The organism is Neobacillus niacini (genome assembly GCF_030817595.1).
Lineage (GTDB): Bacteria > Bacillota > Bacilli > Bacillales > Cytobacillaceae > Neobacillus > Neobacillus niacini_G.
The window spans coordinates 3,019,128-3,044,585 of sequence record NZ_JAUSZN010000001.1 but is presented as its reverse complement, the minus strand read 5'-3'; the positions used below and the strand labels follow the sequence as shown (position 1 = coordinate 3,044,585).

General features: G+C 37.7%; 27 protein-coding genes. 18 read left to right on the top strand and 9 right to left on the bottom strand.

The window, feature by feature from the left end:
* Positions 1 to 211: 211 nt before the first annotated feature.
* Positions 212 to 1,000: an enoyl-CoA hydratase gene (locus QFZ31_RS14590; protein ID WP_179597870.1), complete on the top strand. Its 789-nt coding sequence runs from the start codon at positions 212 to 214 to the stop codon at positions 998 to 1,000.
* 49 nt (positions 1,001 to 1,049) lie between these two features.
* On the opposite strand, the gene QFZ31_RS14585 is transcribed toward QFZ31_RS14590, so the two are convergent.
* Complete coding sequence (locus QFZ31_RS14585) at positions 1,050 to 1,235, bottom strand: YhzD family protein (protein WP_307303850.1); 186 nt, start codon at positions 1,233 to 1,235, stop codon at positions 1,050 to 1,052.
* A 376-nt stretch (positions 1,236 to 1,611) separates the two neighbouring features.
* On the opposite strand from QFZ31_RS14585, the gene QFZ31_RS14580 reads away from it, so the two are divergent.
* The 6 genes from QFZ31_RS14580 to QFZ31_RS14555 all read left to right on the top strand — a co-directional run bounded on the left by QFZ31_RS14580 (position 1,612) and on the right by QFZ31_RS14555 (position 9,400).
* A complete protein-coding gene (locus tag QFZ31_RS14580) occupies positions 1,612 to 2,511 on the top strand; it encodes an ABC transporter ATP-binding protein (protein ID WP_307303848.1) in 900 nt (299 codons plus the stop codon).
* Positions 2,504 to 3,757 (top strand): ABC transporter permease, encoded by a 1,254-nt coding sequence (locus QFZ31_RS14575; RefSeq protein WP_307303846.1) that lies wholly within the window; start codon positions 2,504 to 2,506, stop codon positions 3,755 to 3,757. Before QFZ31_RS14580 ends, QFZ31_RS14575 begins: the two co-directional genes overlap by 8 nt.
* 117 nt (positions 3,758 to 3,874) lie before the next feature.
* A complete protein-coding gene (locus QFZ31_RS14570) occupies positions 3,875 to 5,092 on the top strand; it encodes a metallophosphoesterase family protein (RefSeq protein WP_307303843.1) in 1,218 nt (405 codons plus the stop codon).
* Between the two features lie 9 nt (positions 5,093 to 5,101).
* The gene (locus QFZ31_RS14565) at positions 5,102 to 8,116 is read left to right on the top strand and encodes an ATP-binding protein (protein WP_307303841.1); all 3,015 of its coding nucleotides are present in this window, start codon (positions 5,102 to 5,104) and stop codon (positions 8,114 to 8,116) included.
* Positions 8,117 to 8,155: 39 nt separating this feature from the next.
* Entirely contained in the window at positions 8,156 to 9,100 is a 945-nt protein-coding gene (yhaM, locus tag QFZ31_RS14560; protein ID WP_307303838.1) for a 3'-5' exoribonuclease YhaM, read from the top strand.
* A gap of 111 nt (positions 9,101 to 9,211) precedes the next feature.
* Complete coding sequence (locus tag QFZ31_RS14555) at positions 9,212 to 9,400, top strand: sporulation YhaL family protein (RefSeq protein ID WP_179597855.1); 189 nt, start codon at positions 9,212 to 9,214, stop codon at positions 9,398 to 9,400.
* 48 nt (positions 9,401 to 9,448) lie between these two features.
* Here QFZ31_RS14555 and QFZ31_RS14550 read toward each other — a convergent pair whose 3' ends face one another.
* Positions 9,449 to 10,312, bottom strand: coding sequence for a peptidylprolyl isomerase (locus QFZ31_RS14550; RefSeq protein ID WP_307303833.1), 864 nt, complete (start codon positions 10,310 to 10,312; stop codon positions 9,449 to 9,451).
* A 331-nt stretch (positions 10,313 to 10,643) separates the two neighbouring features.
* Between QFZ31_RS14550 and QFZ31_RS14545 the strand changes: the two genes are divergently transcribed.
* Complete coding sequence (locus tag QFZ31_RS14545) at positions 10,644 to 10,733, top strand: YjcZ family sporulation protein (RefSeq protein WP_179158254.1); 90 nt, start codon at positions 10,644 to 10,646, stop codon at positions 10,731 to 10,733.
* Between the two features lie 59 nt (positions 10,734 to 10,792).
* Positions 10,793 to 10,882: a YjcZ family sporulation protein gene (locus QFZ31_RS14540; protein ID WP_179597851.1), complete on the top strand. Its 90-nt coding sequence runs from the start codon at positions 10,793 to 10,795 to the stop codon at positions 10,880 to 10,882.
* An 81-nt stretch (positions 10,883 to 10,963) separates the two neighbouring features.
* On the opposite strand, the gene QFZ31_RS14535 is transcribed toward QFZ31_RS14540, so the two are convergent.
* Positions 10,964 to 11,143, bottom strand: a complete 180-nt coding sequence (locus QFZ31_RS14535) for a hypothetical protein (protein WP_045519871.1) — start codon at positions 11,141 to 11,143, stop codon at positions 10,964 to 10,966.
* 218 nt (positions 11,144 to 11,361) lie between these two features.
* Between QFZ31_RS14535 and QFZ31_RS14530 the strand changes: the two genes are divergently transcribed.
* Complete coding sequence (locus QFZ31_RS14530) at positions 11,362 to 11,700, top strand: DUF1878 family protein (RefSeq protein ID WP_307303829.1); 339 nt, start codon at positions 11,362 to 11,364, stop codon at positions 11,698 to 11,700.
* On the opposite strand, the gene QFZ31_RS14525 is transcribed toward QFZ31_RS14530, so the two are convergent.
* Positions 11,697 to 12,272 carry an HTH-type transcriptional regulator Hpr gene (locus QFZ31_RS14525; RefSeq protein WP_307303826.1) on the bottom strand — a complete coding sequence of 192 codons (576 nt, stop codon included), beginning with the start codon at positions 12,270 to 12,272 and terminating at the stop codon, positions 11,697 to 11,699. The genes QFZ31_RS14530 and QFZ31_RS14525 overlap by 4 nt on opposite strands.
* Before the next feature lie 274 nt (positions 12,273 to 12,546).
* Here QFZ31_RS14525 and QFZ31_RS14520 point away from each other — a divergent pair, with 274 nt between their 5' ends.
* Positions 12,547 to 12,735: a hypothetical protein gene (locus tag QFZ31_RS14520; RefSeq protein WP_307303823.1), complete on the top strand. Its 189-nt coding sequence runs from the start codon at positions 12,547 to 12,549 to the stop codon at positions 12,733 to 12,735.
* Positions 12,736 to 12,793: 58 nt separating this feature from the next.
* Here QFZ31_RS14520 and QFZ31_RS14515 read toward each other — a convergent pair whose 3' ends face one another.
* A complete protein-coding gene (locus QFZ31_RS14515; protein ID WP_306076363.1) occupies positions 12,794 to 13,318 on the bottom strand; it encodes a tryptophan transporter in 525 nt (174 codons plus the stop codon).
* 150 nt (positions 13,319 to 13,468) lie between these two features.
* Positions 13,469 to 13,888, bottom strand: a complete 420-nt coding sequence (locus QFZ31_RS14510; RefSeq protein ID WP_307303820.1) for an HIT family protein — start codon at positions 13,886 to 13,888, stop codon at positions 13,469 to 13,471.
* A gap of 589 nt (positions 13,889 to 14,477) precedes the next feature.
* On the opposite strand from QFZ31_RS14510, the gene QFZ31_RS14505 reads away from it, so the two are divergent.
* From QFZ31_RS14505 to QFZ31_RS14495, 3 genes are read left to right on the top strand one after another with little or no spacing between them, the layout of a single operon-like run.
* On the top strand, positions 14,478 to 15,218 hold the full coding sequence (locus QFZ31_RS14505) for an ABC transporter ATP-binding protein (protein WP_307303818.1): 741 nt from the start codon (positions 14,478 to 14,480) through the stop codon (positions 15,216 to 15,218).
* Positions 15,211 to 16,422, top strand: a complete 1,212-nt coding sequence (locus QFZ31_RS14500) for an ABC transporter permease (RefSeq protein ID WP_307303817.1) — start codon at positions 15,211 to 15,213, stop codon at positions 16,420 to 16,422. Before QFZ31_RS14505 ends, QFZ31_RS14500 begins: the two co-directional genes overlap by 8 nt.
* A gap of 49 nt (positions 16,423 to 16,471) precedes the next feature.
* The gene (locus QFZ31_RS14495) at positions 16,472 to 17,194 is read left to right on the top strand and encodes an EcsC family protein (RefSeq protein ID WP_307303816.1); all 723 of its coding nucleotides are present in this window, start codon (positions 16,472 to 16,474) and stop codon (positions 17,192 to 17,194) included.
* Positions 17,195 to 17,212: 18 nt separating this feature from the next.
* Here the strand turns inward: QFZ31_RS14495 and QFZ31_RS14490 are convergent, their stop codons facing one another.
* Positions 17,213 to 18,391: a M20 family metallopeptidase gene (locus QFZ31_RS14490; RefSeq protein WP_307303815.1), complete on the bottom strand. Its 1,179-nt coding sequence runs from the start codon at positions 18,389 to 18,391 to the stop codon at positions 17,213 to 17,215.
* 113 nt (positions 18,392 to 18,504) lie between these two features.
* Here QFZ31_RS14490 and QFZ31_RS14485 point away from each other — a divergent pair, with 113 nt between their 5' ends.
* Entirely contained in the window at positions 18,505 to 19,146 is a 642-nt protein-coding gene (locus QFZ31_RS14485) for a phosphatase PAP2 family protein (protein ID WP_307303813.1), read from the top strand.
* A 285-nt stretch (positions 19,147 to 19,431) separates the two neighbouring features.
* Here the strand turns inward: QFZ31_RS14485 and QFZ31_RS14480 are convergent, their stop codons facing one another.
* Together QFZ31_RS14480 and QFZ31_RS14475 are read right to left on the bottom strand one after the other, a co-directional pair.
* Positions 19,432 to 20,829 carry a hypothetical protein gene (locus tag QFZ31_RS14480; RefSeq protein ID WP_307303812.1) on the bottom strand — a complete coding sequence of 466 codons (1,398 nt, stop codon included), beginning with the start codon at positions 20,827 to 20,829 and terminating at the stop codon, positions 19,432 to 19,434.
* A 190-nt stretch (positions 20,830 to 21,019) separates the two neighbouring features.
* Positions 21,020 to 21,538, bottom strand: coding sequence for an antibiotic biosynthesis monooxygenase family protein (locus QFZ31_RS14475; protein ID WP_307303810.1), 519 nt, complete (start codon positions 21,536 to 21,538; stop codon positions 21,020 to 21,022).
* 303 nt (positions 21,539 to 21,841) lie between these two features.
* Between QFZ31_RS14475 and hemE the strand changes: the two genes are divergently transcribed.
* The 3 genes from hemE to hemY all read left to right on the top strand — a co-directional run bounded on the left by hemE (position 21,842) and on the right by hemY (position 25,453).
* Complete coding sequence (hemE, locus tag QFZ31_RS14470) at positions 21,842 to 22,888, top strand: uroporphyrinogen decarboxylase (protein ID WP_307303809.1); 1,047 nt, start codon at positions 21,842 to 21,844, stop codon at positions 22,886 to 22,888.
* Positions 22,889 to 23,064: 176 nt separating this feature from the next.
* The gene (gene hemH, locus QFZ31_RS14465; protein ID WP_307303808.1) at positions 23,065 to 23,997 is read left to right on the top strand and encodes a ferrochelatase; all 933 of its coding nucleotides are present in this window, start codon (positions 23,065 to 23,067) and stop codon (positions 23,995 to 23,997) included.
* 34 nt (positions 23,998 to 24,031) lie between these two features.
* The gene (gene hemY, locus QFZ31_RS14460; protein WP_307303805.1) at positions 24,032 to 25,453 is read left to right on the top strand and encodes a protoporphyrinogen oxidase; all 1,422 of its coding nucleotides are present in this window, start codon (positions 24,032 to 24,034) and stop codon (positions 25,451 to 25,453) included.
* Positions 25,454 to 25,458 lie beyond the last annotated feature (5 nt).

Genomic DNA, 25,458 nt, shown 5'->3' with positions numbered 1-25,458 from the left:
ATCAACAGGCCTTTGGGCAGGCAGAAAAATAAAAATTGCCGAGAAAGATACCTTTCTCGACAATCTTACAAAGAGGATGCTCTTTGTCCTTTTTGTGCGGTTAGTTTAATTTAATCAGATAGTGAAAATTCCATATATTATGAAAATTATTTTTTATCCCGCCGATTCAAGCTATAATGGAATTGAATAAAGTTATGGGAGGTTGTTTGGGGTGACGATAAATTTTGTAACGGATAAGGTAAAGTTGTGGGTGAGTGGACGGGTTGCAACGGTTGAGATGAACAGACCGGAATCATTAAATTCAATCGATGTGGACATGATAAGAGGTCTAGTAAGTAAACTGAAGGAAATAGCTGAATCGGATGATATTGATGTTGTGGTTTTAACTGGGAATGGCAGAGCCTTTTCCGCAGGGGGAGATATAAAAACGATGCTTTCAAACCTAAATGAAAGTGAATTCTTCCCTGTAATGGATTGTATTAGTGAATTAATCATAACTCTTTATAGTATTCCCAAATTAACCATTAGCGCTGTAAATGGCGCAGCAGCAGGGCTTGGATTCAGTCTTGCGTTGGCTACTGACCACATCATTGCAGACAAAACGAGCAAATTAGCAATGAATTTCATTGGAATCGGTTTAATACCAGACGGAGGTTCTCACTTCTTTTTAGAAAAAAGATTAGGAGAAATCAAGGCAAAACAGGTGATATGGGATGGAAAAATGATGAGTGCACAAGAAGCCTTGGAAATAGGATTGGTACAAGAAGTTGCAGAAGATTTGCAAGAAACGTTAGATGCTAGAATATCCGATTGGCTGCAGCGACCAGTTCAGGCCATGATCAAAACGAAAAAGATACTAGCAGATATGAACAGACCGCAGTTGATAAAAATTTTAGAACTAGAAAAACATGGCCAGCTAAACATGCGTCGAACACTTGATCATCAAGAGGGAATTCGGGCCTTTATAGAAAAAAGACCAGCAAAATTTATTGGTAAATAAGTAAGACAGAGAAAAGAAGCAATGGTTGCTTCTTTTTTCTGTCTTAAGATTAAGAATGAAACAATATTAGTTTGCCGCTTGGAGATGTAAAACGATGTGTTTTCTCTAGTAAATTTTTTTCTGCTAATAATTTTTCAGCTAATGCTTTTGCTTCATCGTCATGTTCAGCCTGAATCGCTTCATCTACTATTTTTTCTCCATTTGCTTCAAAGGCAGTTAATTTGTAAGTCTTCATGCTTTTCCTCCTATTAAATGAATAGTTTTATTCTTTGAACTATGATTACTGTCTAGCTCCAGCACCTAGGGACTCGGGTCATAAGCTTGTCTAGTTGCGGCTCCTTGGGACGAAGGCATAAGCCGCCCCCTGAAGAAGGCAAAAAGCGCCTTCTTGCAGGTCCGTCTTATGCCTTCGTCCCAGGGCAGTCGCCTCCACATTTCAGACAATCCGTCAGAAAGGTTAAAGAACAACCTTCCCGCCGGCTCGTCTTATGCCTGTCGCCCCTGACCAAGGGCTTCCGCTTTTATTATAATATTTGCATAATTCATGATATTTTGCAAAAGTGAAACTTTTCCATAGGACTTACGTAAATAATTTTTGAGGGGGAATTTTTATGGTTTTAAAACTTGAACATGTAACAAAGCGATTTGGTGATTTCACAGCAGTAAAGGATTTATCCATCACCATACCAGAAAAAGAAATATTTGGCTTCTTAGGAGCAAACGGTGCCGGGAAGACCACTACATTTCGCATGATCTTAGGACTCTTGGACTCTAGTGATGGAAGAATTACTTGGAATGATGAGCCAATCAATTATTCCACAAGTCATTTAGTTGGCTACCTTCCGGAAGAAAGAGGTTTATACCCCAAATTGAAGGTTAGCGATCAAATCGTGTACCTTGCAAGATTAAGAGGAATGCCGAAAAGTGAAGCACTTTCTGAATTGAGATATTGGCTCGATAGATTTAAAGTTCCTGAATATGAAAATAAAAAGGTAGAAGAGCTTTCAAAAGGAAACCAACAGAAAATTCAATTCATTGCGGCCGTCATACATAAACCAAAATTATTGATTCTGGATGAGCCATTCAGCGGTCTGGATCCTGTAAACGTTGAAATGCTTAAAGACGCAGTTCTCTCATTAAAGGAAAAGGGAACGACAATCGTTTTTTCTAGCCATCAAATGCACCATGTAGAAGAGATGTGTGAGCATCTATGTATTATGCATAAAGGAACTCCGGTTGTACACGGTGCCTTAAAAGATATAAAACGTGCATTTGGAAAAAAGAATCTTGTTATACATGCCGATTTTCCATTAGACAGTCTGAAAGATTATCCAGGTGTGGTTAAGACTAAGTCCACAACACAGGGAATGCATCTTCAAATTGATGGGGAATATGTTGCTGAAAAGATCCTTAAAGATATCGTCAACAAAGGATTCATTAGAAAATTTGAACTTGAAGAACCTTCTTTGAATGATATTTTTATTGAAAAAGTAGGTGATTCCTATGAATAAATTTTGGATTATTTTAGTCCATACCTATTTAAATAAATTAAAAACAAAATCATTTTTGGTCACAACACTGTTAACAGTCGTCATCACTTTAGGATTAACAAACATGAGTAATATCATTGAAGTTTTCGATAAAGGCGGCGATAAAGAAAAGGTAGCGGTATTAGATGAAACAGGACAGCTGTATGAACCGCTTAAAGAACAAATGAGTTCATTAAATAAAAACCTGCAGCTGACAGAGTTTGACGGCACCGAAAAAGAGGCAGAAAAGGCAGTGGAAAAAGGAGAATATGTTGGATTTGTTCAGCTTCGTTATAATGCAGAGCAATTACCTGAAGCTAAGTATAAAGCAATGAGTGTAGCTGAGTCAGCAATATTTTCCGATCTTCAGTCCGGGCTTCAGCAAATGAAAACCATGCTTGCAGCTTCAAAAATTAACCTGACACCAGAGCAGCTCCAGCAGCTTTATGAGCCAGTTTCTTTCGAGAAAATTGCTCTTGAGGAAAATGCGAAAACGGAGGAAGAGTTAAATCAGGCAAGAGGACTTGTTTATGTCCTGTTGTTTGTCATTTATTTTGCAGTTATTATGTATGCCAGTATGATTGCAATGGAAGTGGCTACTGAAAAGTCTTCAAGAGTGATGGAAATCTTGATCTCCAGCGTATCACCAATTAAGCAGATGTTTGCAAAAATACTCGGGATAGGTCTGTTAAGCTTAACACAGCTTGCCGTACTTTTATCAGTCGGTTATTTCTCCATAAAACGGAACATGTCTTCTCTTGAAGGGGGCTTTTTTGACGCATTTGGATTTGGTAATATTTCGTTATCAACCATTGCGTATGCCGTTATTTTCTTTATCTTAGGGTATTTTCTCTATGCCACCCTTGCGGCGTTTTTAGGATCGTTGGTCAGCAGGATTGAGGATGTCCAACAAATGATTACGCCAATGACATTACTTGTAGTAGCAGGGTTTATGATTGCAATGTTTGTTCTTGGAAAACCAGATTCACCATTTATCGTCATAACATCGTATATACCATTCTTCACCCCAATGATTATGTTTTTACGAGTAGGTATGCTGAATATTCCGGTTTGGGAAGCTGCATTAGGAATATCCATCCTGATGGCTACAATTGTTATATTAGCGGTATTTGGTGCACGTGTTTACCGCGGCGGAGTATTAATGTACGGAAAATCAAATTCCTTTAAGGATATAAAAAAGGCATTGCAATTAACAAAAAAAGAATAAAATGCGAAGGGCTTTGCCGAAAAGAGGCAAAGCTTTTTTAATATTTCATGTCAGAACGTGCATTCGCTTTTTCGAGATGTTACAATGAAAGAAAACTCAAGGAAAGGAGCTTTTTTAATGAAACAGATATCATTTATACACGCGGCTGACCTGCATTTGGACAGTCCTATGGTTGGTTTAAAGCACTTACCCGCAAATATCCTTTCAAGAGTGAGAGAGAGTACGTTCACAGCTTTACGAAAGCTTACAGCGGCTGCCATTGAGAACAACGTAGATTTCGTCATTTTAGCCGGGGATTTATATGATGGTGAAGATAGGAGCATACGTGCACAATCTCGCTTCCGTAATGAAATGCAAAAGCTTTCACAAAAGGATATTCCTGTTTATGTCATTCACGGAAACCATGATCATTTAAGCGGCTCATGGGTAAACCTTGATATGCCTTCAAACGTTCATTTTTTTGGCAGTGATGTCGAAATGAAGGTATTCCATTCGAAACGTGGTGATACCGTCCATCTTTATGGATTTAGTTATATACAAAGACATATTCTTGATAAGAGAATAGAGCACTATCAAAAACAGGATTCTGCCGACTTTCATATCGGCATTCTCCACGGGAATGAAGGCGGCGGAACGGACCATGATAATTACGCTCCTTTTTCCATCAAGGATCTGCTGGAGAAAGAATTTGATTATTGGGCTTTAGGGCATATCCATAAACGAGCGATATTAACAGAAACACCGCCAATCATTTATCCTGGAAACCTCCAAGGTCGTAATAGGAAGGAAACGGGAGTAAAAGGATGTTATCACATTACGTTGAATGATCTAGAGGCCAAAAAGGAATTTATAGAAACTTCAGACGTGTTATGGGAAGAAGTTACTGTCGATGCTGCTTCGGCGCAAAGCTTTCAAGAAATATTCCAACTATGCCAGCTAACCATCGAACGTTTGCGTAAAGCTGGACTAGGTACACTACTTACCTTAAACCTAAAGAATGTTCATATAAATGATTTCCAAGAGAAAAAAATCCTAGATACAGAACTACTGGAGCTGCTGATAGACTATGAAAATGAGGAGGAAGCATTTGTCTGGGTGGTCAATTTAAACCTAGAAGATCACCAGCAGCTTGATAGAAAAAAATTAACGAATGAAGCAGATTTTTATACGGAGCTGTTCGCCACCATCGATGACTATCAGAATCTTGAGGCAGCAATTGCACCATTATATCAGCATCAATTGGGCAGAAAATATTTAACAAGTTTATCAGAAGAAGAACAAAAAGAATTATTGGGTAAAGCTGAGAAACTATTAATTGGGTTATTGTATCAATAGTGAAAGGAGATGATTGACCTGAAAATCCAGGAGATACATATATACGGCTTTGGTCAACTAACTAATATAGTCATTAACGACCTATCTGATTTTCAAGTGTTTTATGGTGAAAATGAAGCAGGAAAATCAACGATCATGGCATTTATCCATGGAATTCTATTTGGATTCCCAACGAAACAATCCTCAGAACTTCGCTATGTACCAAAAAACGGCTCAAATTATGGTGGAAAGCTGATAATATATTTTGAAGAGTTTGGCATTGCCACGATAGAAAGGATTAGAGGTAAGGCTGCTGGTGACGTTACCGTAACACTGGAGGACGGAACAACAGGTAATGAGGAACTGCTTAAGCAGCTGCTAGGAAATATGGATAAAGGGTTATTCCAAGCGATATTTTCTTTCAACCTGCATGGGCTGCAAAATATCCACCAGATGAAAGGCGACGAATTGGGAAAGTTTTTATTTTCTACAGGTACACTCGGAACAGAACGGCTAGCGAAAACAGAGGCTGAACTTCAGAAGGAATTAGAAGCTCGTTTTAAACCAAGCGGGAAGAAGCCGGTGGTAAATGAAAAACTCAAAGCACTTCATGAACTTAGCGGCGACCTAAAAAAAGCAGCAGCCAAAAATCAAGGTTACGAAGCATTGGTCTCAGATAAAGAAAGAATCCATAAGGAAATAGAAGACATAAGCCATAAATTGCAGGTTGTAAAAAGCGAGGTGGAAAAGTTAAATGAATGGCAAAAAATCCACTCACTCGTCAAAGAAGAAAAATGGATACAGGCTGAAATCAAGTTACTTGGAGAATATCCATTCCCTGCTAGAGGGATTGAACGAATTGAAAAAATAAATCAGCTCATCTATCCATATAATGCTCAGATTTCAAGTTTACTTGAGAGAATCGATCAATTAAAGAAAGAGATGGCTTCTATACAGCCCGAAAAGCAATTACTCGCTGATGAATCCCAGATTCTTGCGGCGTTAGACCAAATTCCCATCTATGAGCAATTGACACTAGAAAAACAACAATGCGAAGTGAAATTGGCAGATTTACAAGAAAAAATGTCGATCATAAATGAAAAACTACACTTACCTTTAAGGGAAGAAGAAGTTCTAACGATAAACACAAATATTTATATGAAAAATCAAGTAGAGCAGGCGGCGAAGAAACAGCAAAAGCTTTTAGAAGTAAAACAGGACCTTGAGGAAAAATTTCTGGAAGAAAAAAACGCTCTTGAGGATCTAGAGAGAAAAGTTAATTTTGCAGAAACGCATATGATTCCAGCTCATGAAAGAGAGCGTCTTGAAAAGTTAGTCAGTGAAGACAGTGAAAAAAGAAAAGTCGAATATGAATTAAAAGCAGTCCAAGACAAAATCGAGTATTTTAAACATTCTAGTGAACAGGATAAGAAAACATTTGCAGCGATAAAAAAACAAAAACAGAACCAATCCTTAGCCATTGGGGTATTATTGCTGGTTCTTTCACTTTATGGATTGTATTCCAAGCAATGGATACTGTTAGTTATTGGTGTATTAGGAACCTTACTAATCGTTTTTTTTCTAAGTAATAATAACAATAATCGTAAAAACGATGAAAAAATTAATCAAGCTCTAAGTCAGTTGTTAGAGGATGAAAAAAGGTTCATACAACTACTCGAGAGATATAAAAATAGTAATATTCCAGCCCTTCTAGAAAAATTGAAGCAGGATAATTACTGGAAGGAGCAGCAACAGCTATTAAAAATAAAGCTCGAACAGCAGCAAACACAATATGAAAAAGTGATCAGGAAATTCGAGGAGTTGGAGATTGAATCAGCAGAAAATCAGGACATACTAGTGAAACTGAGCAATGAACTTCATATACCTGAATATATTGCACAATCTTTTTTCTTAGAGGCATTCCAGCTAATTGAACAATATAAGCTAATATGCCGAGAAAAAAGGAATTTGCTAGCGAGGGTGGAATTTATTAACCTTGAAAAGGCTGCCATTAATGAAAGACTCACTTCTTACGCAAAGCTCTATTTAGCAGACGAAGGAAATGATTTTTCGAAGATTGGGTATTTATTGCGGAATAAACTAAGAGAAGAACATGGAAAGGTAATAAAAATTCAAGAAAAGCAAGGAAAGCTTGATGATTTTAATGCCGACCTTGATCAAATGAAACTGGAACAAGCGCATCTAATCTCGGAAAAGAAAAAGCTCCTTGTAGAAGCAAATGTGGAGGAGGAAGCGGCTTTCTATGAGCTTGGTAAAGAAGTCGAATCAAAGTTAAAGTTTATAGAAAGGCTTGAGGATATTAGGAAGCAGGTACAATACTCTTTTCTAAAAAATGACGAGATAGAAAGATTGTTACAAATTCACAATATAGAAGAACGATTAAACCAGTTTCATAATCAAATCGAACCGTTATCATCTAGACTAATAGAACTGCAAGAAAAGCAAGCAGCTGCAAACTACCAGATTCAAATTCTTGAAGAAGGCGGCTCTTATTCTGAGTTACTCCACTACTACAAACAGCAAAAGTTTGAGCTAGAAGAAGCAGCAAAAGAATGGTCAGTTTTCTGTCTAGCTCAAAACATACTATCAAAGACGGTTGAAAAGTATAAAAACGTTCATTTGCCTAGAATGCTGGCAAAAGCAGAGGAATATCTATCCTTTTTGACAGAGGAACAATATCAGCGTATACACCTGCAACAGTCAGGAACTGGTTTTCTCATTGAAAGAAGAGATCATACTCTATTTGAGGCAAATGAGTTAAGTCAAGCTACTACTGAGCAAGTGTACGTTTCTATACGATTGGCGCTTGCGGCCACTCTTTACGAAAAGTATCGCTTTCCAATTATTATCGATGATAGTTTTGTGAATTTTGATGGCAACCGCACCAAAAAGGTGCTGGAGCTATTAACCACGCTCCAGAACAATCAAATTTTATTTTTTACTTGTCACACACATTTGCTCCCATACTTTCATCCAGAAAATGTTATGTATCTTCATAAAGATAATGTCGAGGTAATTTCATAGAGAATGTTATACTTGTACTATTGGGAAGGAGAGAGAAAGATGACTAAAGGAATACTAGATTATGATTTCGGAGTACAGGTTGATCTGTATTTACTTATTAAAAGTGCCACAAAAGGGATTGCCAGTAATGGAAAGCCATTCTTAACACTTATTCTCCAAGATCAAAGTGGTGAGATAGAAGCGAAACTTTGGGACGCTAATGAAGAGGATGAAAAGAATTACACCGCACAAAGCATTGTTAAAATTATTGGGGATATCCATAATTATCGTGGCAAAAGCCAGCTGAAAATCCGGCAGATTCGAAGAACGGGACCGAGTGACTCAGTAAAATTGGAAGATTTCTTAGAGACCGCACCATTAAGCCAAGAAGAAATGACTAGTAAACTGACACAATATATATTTGATATGAAAAATCCAAATATCCAAAGAATAACACGCCATTTATTGAAAAAACATCAGAAGGCCTTTTTGGAGTATCCTGCCGCAACTAAGAATCATCATGAGTTTGTGTCAGGTCTTGTCTATCACGTGGTTAGTATGCTCGACTTAGCCAAAGCAATAGCTTCGCTCTATCCTAGTCTTGACAAGGACTTGCTCTATGCTGGAGTGATATTGCATGATATGGGGAAAGTAGTTGAATTATCAGGTCCAATCTCTACTACTTATACAGTGGAAGGAAATTTACTAGGTCATATTACCATTATGGTAAATGAAATTGGAAAAGCTGCCGAGGAACTAGGGATATCTGGTGAGGAAGTATTAATACTAAAGCATCTCATATTAAGTCATCACGGGAAGGCCGAGTGGGGAAGTCCAAAGCCGCCATTAATTAAAGAAGCAGAAATTCTCCATTATATCGATAATCTGGATGCGAAAATGAACATGCTCGATCGTGCCTTAGAAAGAGTGAAACCTGGCGAATTTACTGAACGTGTATTTGCCTTAGACAACCGTTCATTTTACAAACCCATATTCCATAAATAAGATAACCCATCAAATGGGTTATTTTTTTTGTACACAGGATGAATATTTATCAGTAATTCGAATATGTTGTATAAAAAAGTGGACAACCGCTAACGAAAGGAGCAATAATAAATGACTATTCCTATTTGGGTATATGCAGTCGTGGTGGGTATCGTAATTAGCGCATTGATGGCAATTAAAACAGGCAGAGAAGAACGAATGTTAGAAATGGAGAATATTGAAAAAGAGGGAGAAATTTATCTAACTCGGCTTGAACAAGAAAAAGAACGCCGTGGAGGAGAAAGAGTTACAGCCGAATAGAATACAAAAAGAAGGAACTCTTACCCGAGTGCCTTCTCTTTGACTTTCTTATTGTGCTGCAGTAGCTGCTGGGTCAAGTGCTTTTTCTAAGTCTTTATCACTTATTTTCACTTTTGCTTCTTTAATTTCCTTTTGCATCACTTCGTTAATTTTTTCATTTGTTAATTTTGATGATTTTAATTCTTTTTCCATTTGATCTTTCATTTCATCATAGGATTTCTTTTCTTTTTTGTCCGTTAATTGAATGATATGATAGCCAAATGAGCTCTTAACTGGGCCGCTGATTTCATCTTTTTTGAGGGCATATGCTGCAGCTTCAAAATCTGGATCCATTGCTCCAGCACCAAACCATCCTAAGTCACCGCCAGCTGCTTTAGCCGCTTCATCAGTAGAATAGGTATTACTTACATCTTCAAACTTTTCGCCAGCGTCAAGCTTTTGCTTCACTTCTAAAGCTGTTTTTTCATCCGCAACGAGAATATGACGAGCCTTGATCTCAGGCTTGTAGTTGTCGTAGTATTCCTTAACTTCTTTATCTGTTACCTTTATGGACTTCATTGCAGCTTTTTCTTGCATCATACCAAGTTTCATCGTTTCTTTAAAATCATCTTCATTTGCGTAACCGTATTGTGCGAGCGCAGCCTCAAAGTTGTCTCCAAGCTGCTCCTTTAATTCATCAACCTTTGCATCTAATTCTTTGTCGGTTACTTCGTATTTCTCAGCAAGGACTTTTTCATAGACAAGCTGTTGTAATGCTTGTGTTCCCACCTTTTCCTTCATTGCTTCATAAAGTTCATCCTTTGTAATATCTCCAGCACTGCTTTCTGCGACTGTAGAACCGCTACTTTGATTACACGCGCTTAAGGCAATAACCCCGCCAGCTAATGTAAGGGCTAACATCCATTTTTTCATGTTGTACCTCTCCTAAACAGTAAATTCTTGTGGGCTTTTGTCCACAAACTATACTATAACATAAATGACAACCACTGCAAAAATATTTCCTGTTTTGTTATCAGAATTTTGGGCATTTACCCATTGCGAATTCAAGAATTCGTACATACGATAACATGTAACAAAAAAAGAGAACTATTCAATTGCCCATCGGCTAAACGTTATGTTCTCTAAGGATTAATCCCCAATAAGAAAAAGGTGGACTTTTTCCGAAGAAAATAAGCTAAGCGCCTAGTCGAAATGAGTACAGCTTGAATAGTATATCGTAGTAAATAATAAAGGAGGTATTACGATGAGTGGTGGACACGGATACGGAGCAGGATTTGCATTGATTGTAGTCCTATTCATTCTATTGATTATTGTTGGAGCATCTTGGTTTTAATTTAAGGGTATCACCTGATGCAGACAACAGCTTTACCATTTAAGAAAGGGGAGAATTGTGTGTCTGGAACTGGATTCCACGGTGGAGGATTTGCGTTAATCGTTGTCCTTTTCATCCTGTTAATAATTATTGGTGCTTCTTGGTTTTAACCTGAAAACAAATTAAAAGCGATGAGAATTTTCTCATCGCTTCTATTTTTCTCTAACATTGATACATTACATAAAGTAAACCTATGTATACAAAATTTCCACATAGGATGAAATCAATAATATCGTGACAAGTACATTTATTGTACGAAATACTTTATGCTGACGTTCTTCCGGTATATCTTTTTGAATACAAAGGGAATTGGTCATTTTATTAACGTAAAACAAAATAAAAATGGCCAAAACAATAAAAATGGAGATCATCATCGATTCCCTCCCTGATGTTCATTATATGTTAATACATTATCAAAAATTTACAAAAAAAGATAGTTAAAAGGAATGGTAGAAAAGTAGGAAATAATTTGAAATAAAAACACTGGAAAGATTATTATCTGTTCTAATTTAAGAATAGGTTTACAAAGGCCTGAAAAGAGTAAATAATGAACGTAGGAATGTAAAGCAGTGACCGGAGGTCGAACGCAATGGATATATACGTTGAATTACAAGCCCGTGTGAATATTCTTGAATATCATCAAAAGTTACTCTTAAAGTTGCTGAGGGACCCCAATCTTGAATTCTATAGAGTAGTGATAGAGAATGGGTTATCAGAACATGAAGTAGAGGCATTCAATCGATTATGTGAGAATCTTAACATAAAAATGGAAGAACAAAAAGCGGAAGGGTTTATACATTTTCATCCGCTTTTCAATGAGTTTCTATATTCTTTACCGGAAAAACTTAACGCAAAGGAAGTTGTTCAAGCTTGTTTAAAGCAACACTTATTCGAACCTCTTTTTACAGAGTTTGCTAAATGTCTTTAGGAGAGTTCTTGTTCTGTTTTTTCTGACTTTTTAAGTTTTCCATCATTTTCGTTAAATTCAGTTTCAATATTATGAAACGATCGTTCAAAGATTTCCATGAAATCTTCACCATAGATATTTCGAACAATCGCCATCATTTCAATAATATCAGGAAACTTCCCATATAAATCTCTTAACGGCAGGGCACCAACAAATGCAGCATTGCCACTGGGGTGATAGGATTCCATTAAACGAAGAAAGATCTCTTCACCTTCTGGGGTGAGCTGAATATACGTATTTCGTTTATCATTTTCTTTCTTTGAAAATGTAAGCAATCCTCTTTCTTCTAACTTTTTCGAAAAATTGAACGCTGTTGAGACATGCATAACACCAAATTTTGCTACATCCGAAATAGATGCTCCATTTAAATGGTATGCAATCCAAAGGATATGATGTTCATTAATATTTAAATCAAAAGGTTTTAACCATTGCTGCCAATCTTTCTCAATTGATTTCCATAGGGCTTTACTTAATTGTGCAATCCTTTGGCTAAATAGCATCGCTTCTTTCATTGTATACTGTTTCTCCGACATCCCCAATTTCACCTACTTTTTTTTTCTCTATTAACATTATGCCAATAAAATAAAAATTAATAAAGATGTAAATTCACAAAATTTTTAGAAATTACGTTTTTTTCTACTTGAAATTTATATTTTTTATTTTTATTACAATTCTGAGAAAATAGTTCTTCTTTATTTTACGTTTTTTCTCTAAATAATGCCAACCTTTTGAATATTCCACATAGGGAAGGACAGCAAATCATATTAATAATAGTATCAACTCTTGGTCGTCAATAGGGGGTATTATATGAAAGCTGTAACATCAATCCTTTTTTTGCTAAGTATATTGCAATTTGTCGGTGCAATTTGGAATGCTCTAGCTCTAAAAAGACCGGGATTTTATCCGCCTAAACAAGTCTTAAAAAAGCGAGCCACAGCATTAGCAGGCGGTGGAGCAATATTTTTACTTTTGACGATTATTTTATCAAGCTTTTAATCATTTATTTGATGTTTATAGAAAGAAAAGAACCTTGCTGAGGTTCTTTTCTTTTGTGTTATTTTGAGATGACGATAGATGATGTCTTAGTTCTTTTTACTACTGAAAGAGCAACTGGATACAAAATAACCATAATAATAGTATTCAGTGCTATTGCAGGTAAAACACCAGCAGCAAATAAAGCTGTGAAAGAACTTGGTAAGCCTACAATGTAATAGGCAGATCCCAAAAAGACAGATCCTGAAACTAATGTCCCAATTGCAGTTAAGACGGCAACACTAATAATGGAATTACGGTAGTGCTTTAATGCCAAAAATAAACCAAAAAAGACTAACGCAGTTATGGGCTTATCAATGATATTTGGTAGTTGACCACCAGGAAAACCCGTTGTAAGTGCGGATAGTCCTCCGGTCACAATAGACAATAACATAACACTTTTAATTTCTGGAATAAGAATAATTCCCAAGAACATCATGGCAAGCATCATATCTGGTTTAATCGTAAGGAAGGCTGGCATTACCGTATGCAAAACTACTCCAATTCCCGCCAAAAGTGATAGGACTACTAGATTCTTTGTATTCATTTCTCTTCTCTCCTCTGCTGTACTCAGCTATTTGTTCTATTTGTTCCTCCTGCAGTGCGCTCAGGTGCCTGCAGCGAAAAACTTGTTATCATTATATCACAGGAATATAAAAATAATAAAGATATAATTTTCAGATAATTTAATTTCCCATTAAAAATGCTTATTAATATTCGATGCCATCTCTTGCAGTGTCTCTTGTGTATAATCGCTTGTATTGCTTTTCCAAACAGCGCCAAATCCGTCTCCTTTACCATAGCGTGGAATCAAATGAACATGGAAATGAAAAACGGTTTGCCCTGCATGTTCCCCATTATTATTTACCAGGTTTAATCCGAGAGGGCTAAATTCCTTTTTTAGGGCATTTGCAATTTCAGGTACAGATTCGAAAAGGTTTTTAGACGTTTCAGGAGACAATTCAAATAAATTTTCTTTATGTACTTTGGGAATGACCAATGTATGGCCTTTTGTTACCTGACTAATATCAAGAAAGGCTAATACATGTTCATTTTCATACACTTTTGCTGCCGGGATATCCCCATTAACAATTTTACAAAAGATACAATCACTCATTTACTGCAACCCCTTTATTGGTTTATATATCCGTATTTTACCATATGTAATACCGATTAAAAAAGAAAGAGACAGGATTCGCATGGAATCCTGCCCTCTCGAAGGGGAATTGCTTCATTTTGTACGTTCATCGGGAATTACGTTTGATAAACACCTCATTTGACAATTTAGTGTTTTTTTATAAACAGTAATCATTGTTCAAGCTGACCATCCCCTATGTTGTTTTTATAGTTTCATCAACTTATAAAAACGGATGATAATCTGCCGTAAACACCTCATTTATTTTTTGATAAATAGCTGGTGTTAATTGAACTTTAAATGGTTACAAAGCAACTTGTGCAAAACAACCATCCCCTTATTTGAAACGTTTAGAAGCTACTTGTTTGAAAAGTTAAATGTCTTTGACAGACACCTCATTTCAAATTTTTGATGAATCACTTCATCGAGTAGGTGTTTCCCCTTCGAATATTATGATAACCCGTTTGAATGGAAATATACAAAAAAATATCAAAAAATTGAATTCCTATTTTTATGGTCTTCGATTTGGTAAAATGTAAGGTAATTATTATCCTATGGAAGGACGGAGTATATGCCTTTATTATCGATTGAAAGCCTTACAGGTGGATATACAAGGAATCCAGTTTTAAAAGATGTTACTTTTGAGGTAAATGAAAAAGAATTGGTTGGATTAATCGGTCTAAATGGTGCCGGGAAAAGTACAAGTATTAAACACATCATCGGTTTAATGGAGCCGCATAGTGGTGCAGTGAAAATAAATGGACGTTCTATTATGGAAGACAAGGAAGCTTACCGGAAGATGTTCACCTTTGTTCCGGAAACACCAGTACTTTACGAAGAACTCACCCTTGAAGAACATTTACGTTTAACGGCTATGGCATACGGCTTAGATGAGTCTACATATAATAGCAGAATTGGTCAGCTATTAACTGAATTTCGAATGGAAAAAAGACTAAAATGGTTTCCAGCTCATTTCTCAAAAGGAATGAAACAAAAGGTAATGATTATGTGTGCTTTTTTGGTGCAGCCTTCCCTCTATATTGTTGATGAGCCATTTGTGGGGCTCGATCCACTTGGTATTCAATCATTGCTTGACTTAATGAAAAAAATGAAAGAAAGCGGGGCAGGCATATTAATGTCGACCCATATTCTTGCGACAGCTGAAAAGTACTGTGACAAATTCATTATTCTTCACGAAGGTAAGGTTCGTGCAAAAGGTACTCTAACTGAACTGAGGGAACAGTTCTCCATGCCTGCAGCTTCATTAGATGATTTATATATCCAATTAACGAAGGAAGAAAATTATGTTTGATGATAAAAAGCTATGGAAAGATAGATCTGTTCATCGATTAAAGGAATTTGGTGTTTATCTTCGATATATCCTGAATGGGCACCTAGTCGTCGTGCTACTGTTTTTAATTGGTACGGCAGCCTTTTATTATCAAAATTGGATAAGCTCATTGTCTCAGGAATTTCCTGCGGAAATTATTATTGCTGTTATTTTAGGAATATTTTTGACTCACAGTCCGGTATATACTTTTCTCCTTGAAGCAGATCAAGTGTTTTTAATTCCGCTTGAAGCGCGTTTAAGAAGTTACTTTTTGCGTTCTGGAATGCTTAGTTTAGTTTTTCAAGGATATATTTTATTAATGATTTTAGCTTTAGTGATGCCAATGTATGCACATGTCAGCGCAAACGGCTTTCAATCATTTTTTATTTTCCTAATCATCCTGCTGGTTATTAAAGCCTGGAATATTGCAGTAAACTGGAAGATTCACTATTATGTACAGCCATCGGTTTATACTTGGGATATGATCGTCCGTTATTTCATAAATGTGTTATTTACCTTTTTGCTATTTAAAAACGCACATATCCTTTTTTTAGTGTTATTCGCTATCATTATGGCTTCTTATTATCGCTCCTTTTATGTCAGGACGAAGAAAATGGGCTTGAAATGGGATTTGCTAATAGCTCAAGAAGAAAAACGAATGGCGTCATTTTATCGGCTAGCCAATTTATTCACTGATGTACCAAAATTGAAAGATACGGTAAAAAGAAGAAAATGGCTGGACTGGTTGATAAATCGGATTTCCTTCTCACAAGATAAAACCTTTGATTATTTATACGCAAGAACATTCTTGAGGTCATCCGATTATTTAGGTCTATTTATTCGATTAACTGTAATAGGTGGATTTGCTCTGTATTTTATTTCCTTTGGGGCTGGACAAATCATACTTTCGCTCTTATTTATCTATTTAACGGGATTCCAGCTGCTGCCATTATGGAATCATCACCAAAATAAGCTTTGGATTGATTTATATCCAGTGACCCAAGACCACAAAACCACTGCTTTTCATTCTCTTCTTATGAGGATTCTGTTCATTCAATCCTCCATATTTACAGTAATTGTTTTGTTTAAAGGGGAATGGATATTTTCGTTAATAATCCTCCTCTCTGGATTGCTGTTTAGTTTTTTATTTGTAAATGTTTATAGTAAGAAAAGACTAAAAGCATGAATGGATTAGAAACAAACCTAATATCTTGGTTGCTGAGGGGAGTGGGAGCATGAATGAATATGAGCTAAAGGTATATGGAGAAGTGGTCGAATGGAAAAGAAAATTAACCAGACGGTCAGGGATGATGAATCGAATCTCAAAAAAAGCGCAAGGAAAAATAAATGAAATGATCCCGGAAAAGGTTCATGAGGTGATGACAGAAAGCATAAAGGGAATGGTTAAAACCACCTTATTTGGATCCCAGCTAACGACCAACAAAAAACAAGCGTCCGGTCTGACACTTGAAGAACGAGATGATTTAATGAGAAAAAAGACGGCCATCTTCCAAAAAACGGCCTTGGTTGAAGGAGCGGGGACAGGCGCTGGAGGAATCCTACTGGGTCTTGCCGATTTCCCGTTGCTACTTTCCATTAAGATGAAGTTTCTTTTTGAAGCAGCAGCTATTTATGGATTTAACACGAAGGAATTTGAAGAGCGGTTATTTATTCTTCATATCTTTCAGCTGGCATTTTCAAGTGATGATATCCGCCGCGAAACATTAACTGAAATTGAAAACTGGGATGCGGGAAAGCAAGAGCTCGTGGAAATGGATTGGCGTAAATTTCAACAGGAATATAGAGATTATATTGATCTTGTTAAGATGTTCCAGTTAGTGCCTGGAATTGGTGCATTTGTGGGCGCATATGCCAATAACAATCTGCTCAAACACTTGGGAGAAACGGCAATGAATGCATATAGGTTAAGGATCCTAACAAAAGCCCCTGAACTTTAAACCGTTCAGGGGCTCTGTTTATTTAGAACTGTGTATTTTTATTGCAGCCGTCCCAAGTGTTTTTGCGGCTATTAACATGGCGTTTTCATCAATATCAAACTTTGGATGGTGATGTGGATAGCCTGGGTTAGCACCAAGTGGCTTTGCACCTGTGAAAAAGAAGGTTCCGGGTACCTCTTTTAAGTAATAGGAAAAATCTTCGCCGCCCATTTGCGGCTCAGATTCTTCTATCGTTGTTACCTCAGGAACTTCACTTGCCGCGGCAACGAGAAACTCTGTTTCTTTAGCATGGTTCACAACTGCAGGATAACCTCTCTCATATAAAAATTTATAGGTGCTTCCAGACATGTGGCATGTGCCCTGAATAATTCTTTCCATTTCCTCTTCAATGTATTGGCGGACATCATCATTAAAGGTACGGACTGTTCCAATAAGCTTTGCTTTATCTGCAATTACATTAAATGCATTTTCAGACATAAAAGAACCCACTGTCACAACCGCAGACTCAACTGGATTCACTTTCCTACTGACAATTTGCTGCAAATTAACAACTAACTGGGAAGCGGTGACAATGGCATCCTTGGTCTTATGCGGCTGTGCACCATGACCGCCTTTGCCCTGAATTTCTATTTCAAATCGATCTGCTGCAGCCATGATCGGACCGGTCAGATATTGGATAGTCCCGGTCGGTTCACTTGCCCACAAATGAGTGCCAAATATGACATCGACACCTTCTAAGCAGCCATCCTCAATCATAGTGATCGCGCCGCCTGGTGCATATTCTTCTGCATGCTGATGAATAAAGACATAGTTGCCTTCGAGATCGGCCTTCAATTCATTTAGTACCTTTGCAAGTACAAGAAGAGTGGCAGTATGTCCATCATGACCACAGGCGTGCATAACACCGGGAACTAAGGATCTATAAGGTACGTCCTTTTCATCGTTTATAGGCAAGGCATCAAAATCCGCCCTTAATGCAACAGTTTTACCAGGCTTATTTCCGTATACCTTTGCTACAACACCATTTCCACCAATATTACCTTTTACTTCTACCCCAAGTTTTTCATAAAATTCCTTTATATATTGGGCGGTATTATATTCCTGAAAGGACAATTCGGGATGCTGGTGCATGTACCTGCGAATTGTGACCATATCTTTATAGTAATCTTCTAATTTTGAAAACAATTCCTTCAACATATGAAATCCTCCATATCCTATTTTCAAACTATTTTAACACTTTTACACGATTATGATAGATTTAAAAGTAAGTTTTCTTTATAATTTTATAGGGTTTAGTTAGAGAAAGGATCATGAAACAAATGGTAAATAAAAGGAACACGTCTACATACTTATCTTTAGGTATTGCTGTTGTAATAGCAATCTATATTTCTATCAAAGTAGCTACAAAACAAACTTTTTGGCTGGATGAAAAACTAGCGGACTTATTTTCTTATGTACCAGATATATTCAACCCGTTTTTACTTTTAATAACGGAACTAGGGGATAAGAAGGGGATTGGCATTGTCGCCTTGATTGTTTTAGGCTGGTTATTGCTAAAGAGAAATCTATTAGGTGCAGCAGCTATAGCTTTAAGTGTTGCTTTAGGAAATGAGATCAATAAACTTCTAAAGGAACTTATTGCACGTCCAAGACCAGAGCTCGACCATCTGGCACATGTGGATAGCTTAAGTTTTCCAAGTGGGCATGCAATGGTAGGATTCATTTTCTATTACTTAATTGCCTATCTTGTATTGGAGGATTTGAAGTCCTCTAAAGCCAGAAGAATGATTATTATGCTGACAGTACTGTTGCTCTTATTAATTGGCTCAAGTCGGATCATTCTTCAAGTCCATTACCCTACAGATGTCATTGGAGGTTTTGCCTTTGGCTATATTTGGGTGCTGGCTTCTATATACATTTACAATTTCTTTAAAAAGAAACTGAAAAAATAACTACAAAAAAGAGGCCCCTGGCCTCTTAGCCAGTTTGGAAAAAGTGTGTGGCAATCTCCTGGTTATTTCTCCCTGTTGATTGGAGCGGAAGGTGCGAAGAATCCTGCGGGAGTACGGGGCTGGGGAGACCCCACAGGCGCTTAAGCGCCGAGGAGGCTCCCCGGCACGCCCGCGGAAAGCGAAGCACCTGGAGCGGAAATCAACAGGCCTTTGGGCAGGCAGAAAAATAAAAATTGCCGAGAAAGATACCTTTCTCGACAATCTGAGAGGCCCCTGGCCTCTTTTTTATATTAGAAACATTGCTACGATCGTTGTGACAACAAGACCAATAGCAACGGGAAGTAAATTTCGCCGTGCTAACTCAAAAGGATCAACGTTACAAATAGCCGCTGCAGGAATTAACGCCCATGGTACTAATGTTCCGCCGCCAACCCAGATGGCTGCAATTTGACCGAGTGCCACTAGAGTAGCTACACCTTTACCAATTGCAACTGCAAACAAGCCCGCGACTGAACCTGCGAGGGATATTCCTGAAAATCCAGAGCCATCCAAACCCGTAATCGCTCCTACAGTGGTTAGTGTCACTGCTCCGACCACTTTACTCAATGGAACAATATTTGCTAACGCGATACCAAGGTCATTTACAATACCTTGCGAACCATTTGGTAAATAGTCACCAACGATTTTTCCAAAACCGGCATCACCTAAATAAAAGAATGCCGCTATTGGGATGACAGGACCAAAAACCTTAAAACCAAATGTAAACCCTTCGATTAGAAAGCTTGTGGTTTTTTCAAGACCTTTGTTTTTATGGCTGACCATGGTTATTAGGAGGAGGATAAAGATAGATGTTCCGCCAACTAAAGCAGTTGCGTCACCGCCAGTCAGGTCAAGAATAAACATACCAGCAACGTCAATGGCGAATAAAATCGGTACGAGAATGGCAAAGAATCGCTTTTGGCTAAAAGAAAGGAGATTTTTCTCGGAAGTGGTTTGTTCCGTTGACTCTACAGGCACATATGGAGTTGGCTGCAAGACACCATTTTTCATATCTCTTCTCAGAAAATAGAAGGCAGCAATAGTAGTCACAACACCCATAACAACTACTAATGGAATGCTGGCACTGATGACATCACCGATTGGAATACCGGCAGCGTCTGATGTTAATTTAGGTGCAGCCTGTATCACATAATCTCCTGATAAGGCTATACCGTGCCCAAATAAATTCATTGCCATGGCAACACCCAAAGCTGGAAGACCTGCCCGTAGGGCGACAGGAAGGAGCACGGCCCCTAATAATGCCACAGCTGGGGATGGCCAGAAAAACCAGGAAATGACCATCATTAATATACCAATGGTCCAATATGCGAGTGCAGGGTTACGAATTAATTTTGTAAAAGGTGAAATCATTACGTCGTTTATACCCGTCGAAGTTAAGGTTTTGCTCATAGCCACAATAATGGAAATGACTAAGATGGTTGATAATAACTCGGTAATTGCATAAATAAAGCTGTTGAAGATACTGCTGACTGAACTGCTTAAGGAACCAGTTGCAGTAATGGCAATAAGGAATATTCCGAGAATACAAATAAGTGTAGTATCTCTCCGTTTGACCATAAATCCGATAATAAGTGCAATAAAGACGACATATATCCAATGGAGAGCTGAAAGCTCGACAAGCATACAAATGACCTCCTCTCATCATCATCTAAGGACGATAAATAGGTATTCGCCCATGGATGTAATACAGGATATGAAAAAAGTTTTAGGTGGTGAGAGGTATTTAAATTTATTCCTTCTTAAAATGTACCAAGCTAGAGGAGAAAAGAGTGATTCCCGGGATCAACTCAGGTGTGGACTTCCAAAAAAAGGGTCACATGAGCGAATCATGTGACCCTTTTTGGTCAGCAGGTATAGTATATTTGCTGACATATGGCGCGCTTATAAATATGTTAGAGTGATTAACATATTCATATCCTTGTTCTATAGTAGAATCCAAAAGATTTTTACTGTTTTCAAATGTGAGTTGACTATCCCATATCGTCAGGATTATATAAACATTAGAGGATAATGGGCGAAGGACTCGGATTGCGATAAGTCCCATTTCTTTTTCAAGCAGTCTGGGAAGATCCTTTAAACGGTATTCAAAAAGGGACTTGTTTTCTTCCGTTACTGGGATGTAGTTAATCACAACCAAGCCTTTCTTCTCAATTAACCCAGATGTTGCTAATACCTCATATTTACTTGGTTCTTTAAATACAGTTTGTGTACTCGTTTCATGTAATAGTAGGGCACCATCTTCATTAATCATTGTTACCATTAACTCAGACGGATACCTCTCTTCAATCTCTTTTAAGTATTCAAATGTCCCTGTAGCAATATAAACATTCATTTTCATTACCTCACCTGTTCTATGTTTACATACTAGGGTATGCTATACATTTATATAAATTCATCTCGAATAATTTCTTTCACACTAGGCTGTGATAAAGCTGAATGTTGATATTGCTAATGAACAGAACAATTCATTAAATTAAAAGCGACTTTTTTTTGACACTTTCCATTGTAACCTATACACCAATAGGAATAATCGATATAGTGAAAACAGTGCTATGTACTCTATAAAGTTTTTAATTTTAGGCTACATATATTAAAATAGAACGAGACATGTCTTTTGAAAGGTGGATTTATTTACATGACGAAGCAAATCAACGATACATTTTTAAAAGCAGCAAGAGGAGAAAAGACAGATCACGTGCCAGTCTGGTACATGAGGCAGGCGGGACGTTCACAGCCCGAGTACAGAGAAATCAAAGAAAAGTACTCATTGTTTGAAATTACTCACCAGCCTGAGCTATGTGCGTATGTAACCCGCCTTCCAGTAGAGCAGTACAATGTGGACGCAGCTATTCTTTATAAAGATATTATGACCCCGCTGCCAGCGATTGGTATGCAGGTTGAAATAAAATCTGGGATTGGTCCTGTCATTGACAATCCAATCACATCCTTAGCAGATGTTGAAAAACTTGGTGAAATTCATCCTGAAGAGGACGTACCTTACGTATTAGATACGATTAAATTATTAACTCAAGAACAATTGTCCGTACCTTTAATCGGATTTTCTGGTGCTCCTTTCACACTTGCTAGCTATATGATTGAAGGTGGACCTTCGAAAAACTATAACAAGACAAAGGCATTTATGTACTCTGAACCAAAAGCATGGTTCGCACTAATGGAAAAACTTGCTGATATGATTATTACATATGTGAAATCGCAAATTAAGGCTGGTGCTAAAGCGATTCAAATCTTTGATTCTTGGGTGGGAGCTTTGAATGTTGAGGACTATCGCTACTTTATTAAGCCAGTCATGAATCGAATTTTTACAGAGCTAAAAGAAGAAAATGTGCCACTCATTATGTTTGGAGTAGGTGCTAGTCATCTTGCGTTAGAATGGAATGACCTTCCGCTGGATGTAGTTGGGTTGGACTGGCGTTTGCCGATTCTTCAAGCAAGAGAAATGGGAATCCATAAGACCGTTCAAGGTAATCTTGACCCAGCAATCCTGTTATCACCTTGGGAAGTGATTGAAGAAAGAGCTAAAGCTATTTTAGACCAAGGTATGGCAGAAGGCGGCTATATCTTTAATCTTGGCCATGGAGTTTTCCCGTCGGTTAACCCGGCAACGTTAAAAAAATTAACCTCATTTGTCCATGAGTATTCTGCATCTAAACTGGGCAGATAAATACGGCCTCCGAGTGTTAATATTGGTAAGATAAGTGTTTTTTTGGCACAATATAATATGCATGAAAAAAGAGGGCCCTAAAAATTAGAGGCCCTCTAAATCCTGATATGAACCATTTTTAAAATAAATATTTTAATTTGCACAAGGCAGCGAGACTTAAAAATGAGGTGCGGAAGATGATGAAAAAGAAAATGGGCTTACTCGTAATGGCATACGGAACCCCATATCACTTAGATGACTTGGAACGTTACTATACACATATTCGGCATGGCAGAAAGCCTACTCCAGAAATGATTGAAGAGTTAAGGAATCGCTATGAAGCAATTGGCGGTATATCACCATTAGCCAAAATTACAATAGAACAGGCAAAAAAACTTGAAGAACATATAAATCAAGTTCAAGATGAAATTGAGTTCAAAATGTATCTGGGCTTAAAGCATATTGAACCTTTTATTGAGGATGCCGTTAAAGAAATTCATTCAGATGGAATTAAAGAGGCCGTTAGTATTGTTTTAGCGCCTCATTATTCAACTTTTAGTATTAAATCCTATAATAACAGGGCAAATGAAGAAGCTGAAAAACTAGGAGGCATTAAAATCACTTCAGTTGACAGCTGGTATGATGAACCTAAATTCATTAACTATTGGGCAGATAAAATTAAAGGGATATATGAACAGATGCCTAAAGAGGAAAAAAATGACGCTATGCTGATTGTTTCGGCCCATAGCCTTCCAGAGAAGATACTACAATTTGGTGATCCTTATCCAAGTCAGCTTCAGGAAACTGCCGATCTCATTGCAAAACAAGCTGGAATTACTAACTATGCGATTGGCTGGCAAAGTGCGGGGAACACACCTGATCCATGGTTAGGACCTGATGTTCAAGATTTGACTAGGGACTTAGCAAAGGAACATCCATATAAAGCATTTGTTTATGCGCCGGTTGGCTTTGTGTGTGAACACTTGGAAGTCCTCTATGATAACGATTACGAGTGTAGGATAGTGGCAGAGGAATTAGGAGCAAGTTACTATCGTCCTGAAATGCCGAACGCACATGCTGATCTAATTGATGCAATGACTACGATTATTTTAAAAAGATTAGCCGATTGATAGCATACAGAATAAAGAAAGAAGGGTGACATCCGTGACGGAAGAAAAAAAGAAGGTAGCCATTATTGGAGGCGGAATTGCGGGCCTTACTGCGGCATTCTACCTTCAAAAAATCATTTGCGATAAAAAGCTGCCTCTTGAAATCAAACTGATCGAAGCATCACAACGTCTCGGAGGTAAAATGCAAACCGTTATAAGAGACGGTTTCACCATTGAAAGAGGTCCCGATTCCTTTTTAGCAAGAAAAGTGAGCATGATTAGACTAGCTAAGGAAGTAGGGATGGAGGAGCAGCTGGTATCGAATTCAACAGGGACATCCTATGTTCTTGTAAATGACAAGCTCTTTTCGATGCCTGGGGGTTCCATTATGGGAATCCCGACTGAGATAGGACCATTTATTACGACGGGGTTGTTTTCAATATCAGGAAAACTAAGAACAGCAGCGGATTTTGTTTTACCAAGATCTGAAGGAAATAAAGACCAGTCTTTAGGTGAATTTTTTCGAAGAAGGCTGGGTAATGAGGTTGTTGAAAATTTGATTGAACCGTTATTATCTGGTATTTATGCTGGTGATATAGATCAAATGAGCCTAATGTCGACCTTCCCACAGTTCTATGAGGTTGAACAAAAATATCGCAGCCTGATAGTAGGAATGAAAAAAACCACACTGTCAAAACCAAAAACACAACAACCTGCCGGGAAGAAAAAAGGTGCATTTTTAACCTTTAAGTCTGGCCTTCAGTCCTTTGCTGAAGGAATAGAAGCGAAACTGGACCCTAATTCTATATTAAAAGGGCACCGAGTCGATAAAATTACCAAGACTAATGACCAATATGAACTTTATCTAAATAATGGTGAAACATTGATAGCTGATTGCATTGTTGCCGCAACACCGCATAAAATAACACAATCCATGTTCTCGGACTATCGCTTTTTTGACCCTTTAAAGGCTGTACCCTCAACATCTGTTGCAACCGTAGCACTTGCATTTCCTGAGGAAGCGATAAAAAAAGATATTGATGGAACTGGATTTGTTGTTTCTAGAAATGGTGATTATTCTATAACAGCTTGCACTTGGACACATAAAAAATGGGCTCATTCTACTCCAAAGGGCAAGGCGCTGCTGCGCTGTTATGTAGGAAGAGCAGGAGACGAAACCATCGTCGATCTTTCTGATGATCGAATTATTCAGATTGTTCTTGATGACTTAAGCAGGACAATGGATATTGGAATGCAGCCTGAGTTTGCTGTCGTTTCGCGCTGGAAGGATTCCATGCCGCAATACACAGTAGGACATAAACAGCGACTAGAGACAATCAGAAAGCATATTAAATCGGAACTGCCTGGTGTCTTTTTAGCAAGTGCTTCTTACGGCGGTGTAGGGCTTCCTGATTGTATTGACCAAGGTGAAGAGGCTGTTAAAGGTGTATTAGAGTATCTAAATGTCACAGAATAAACTCG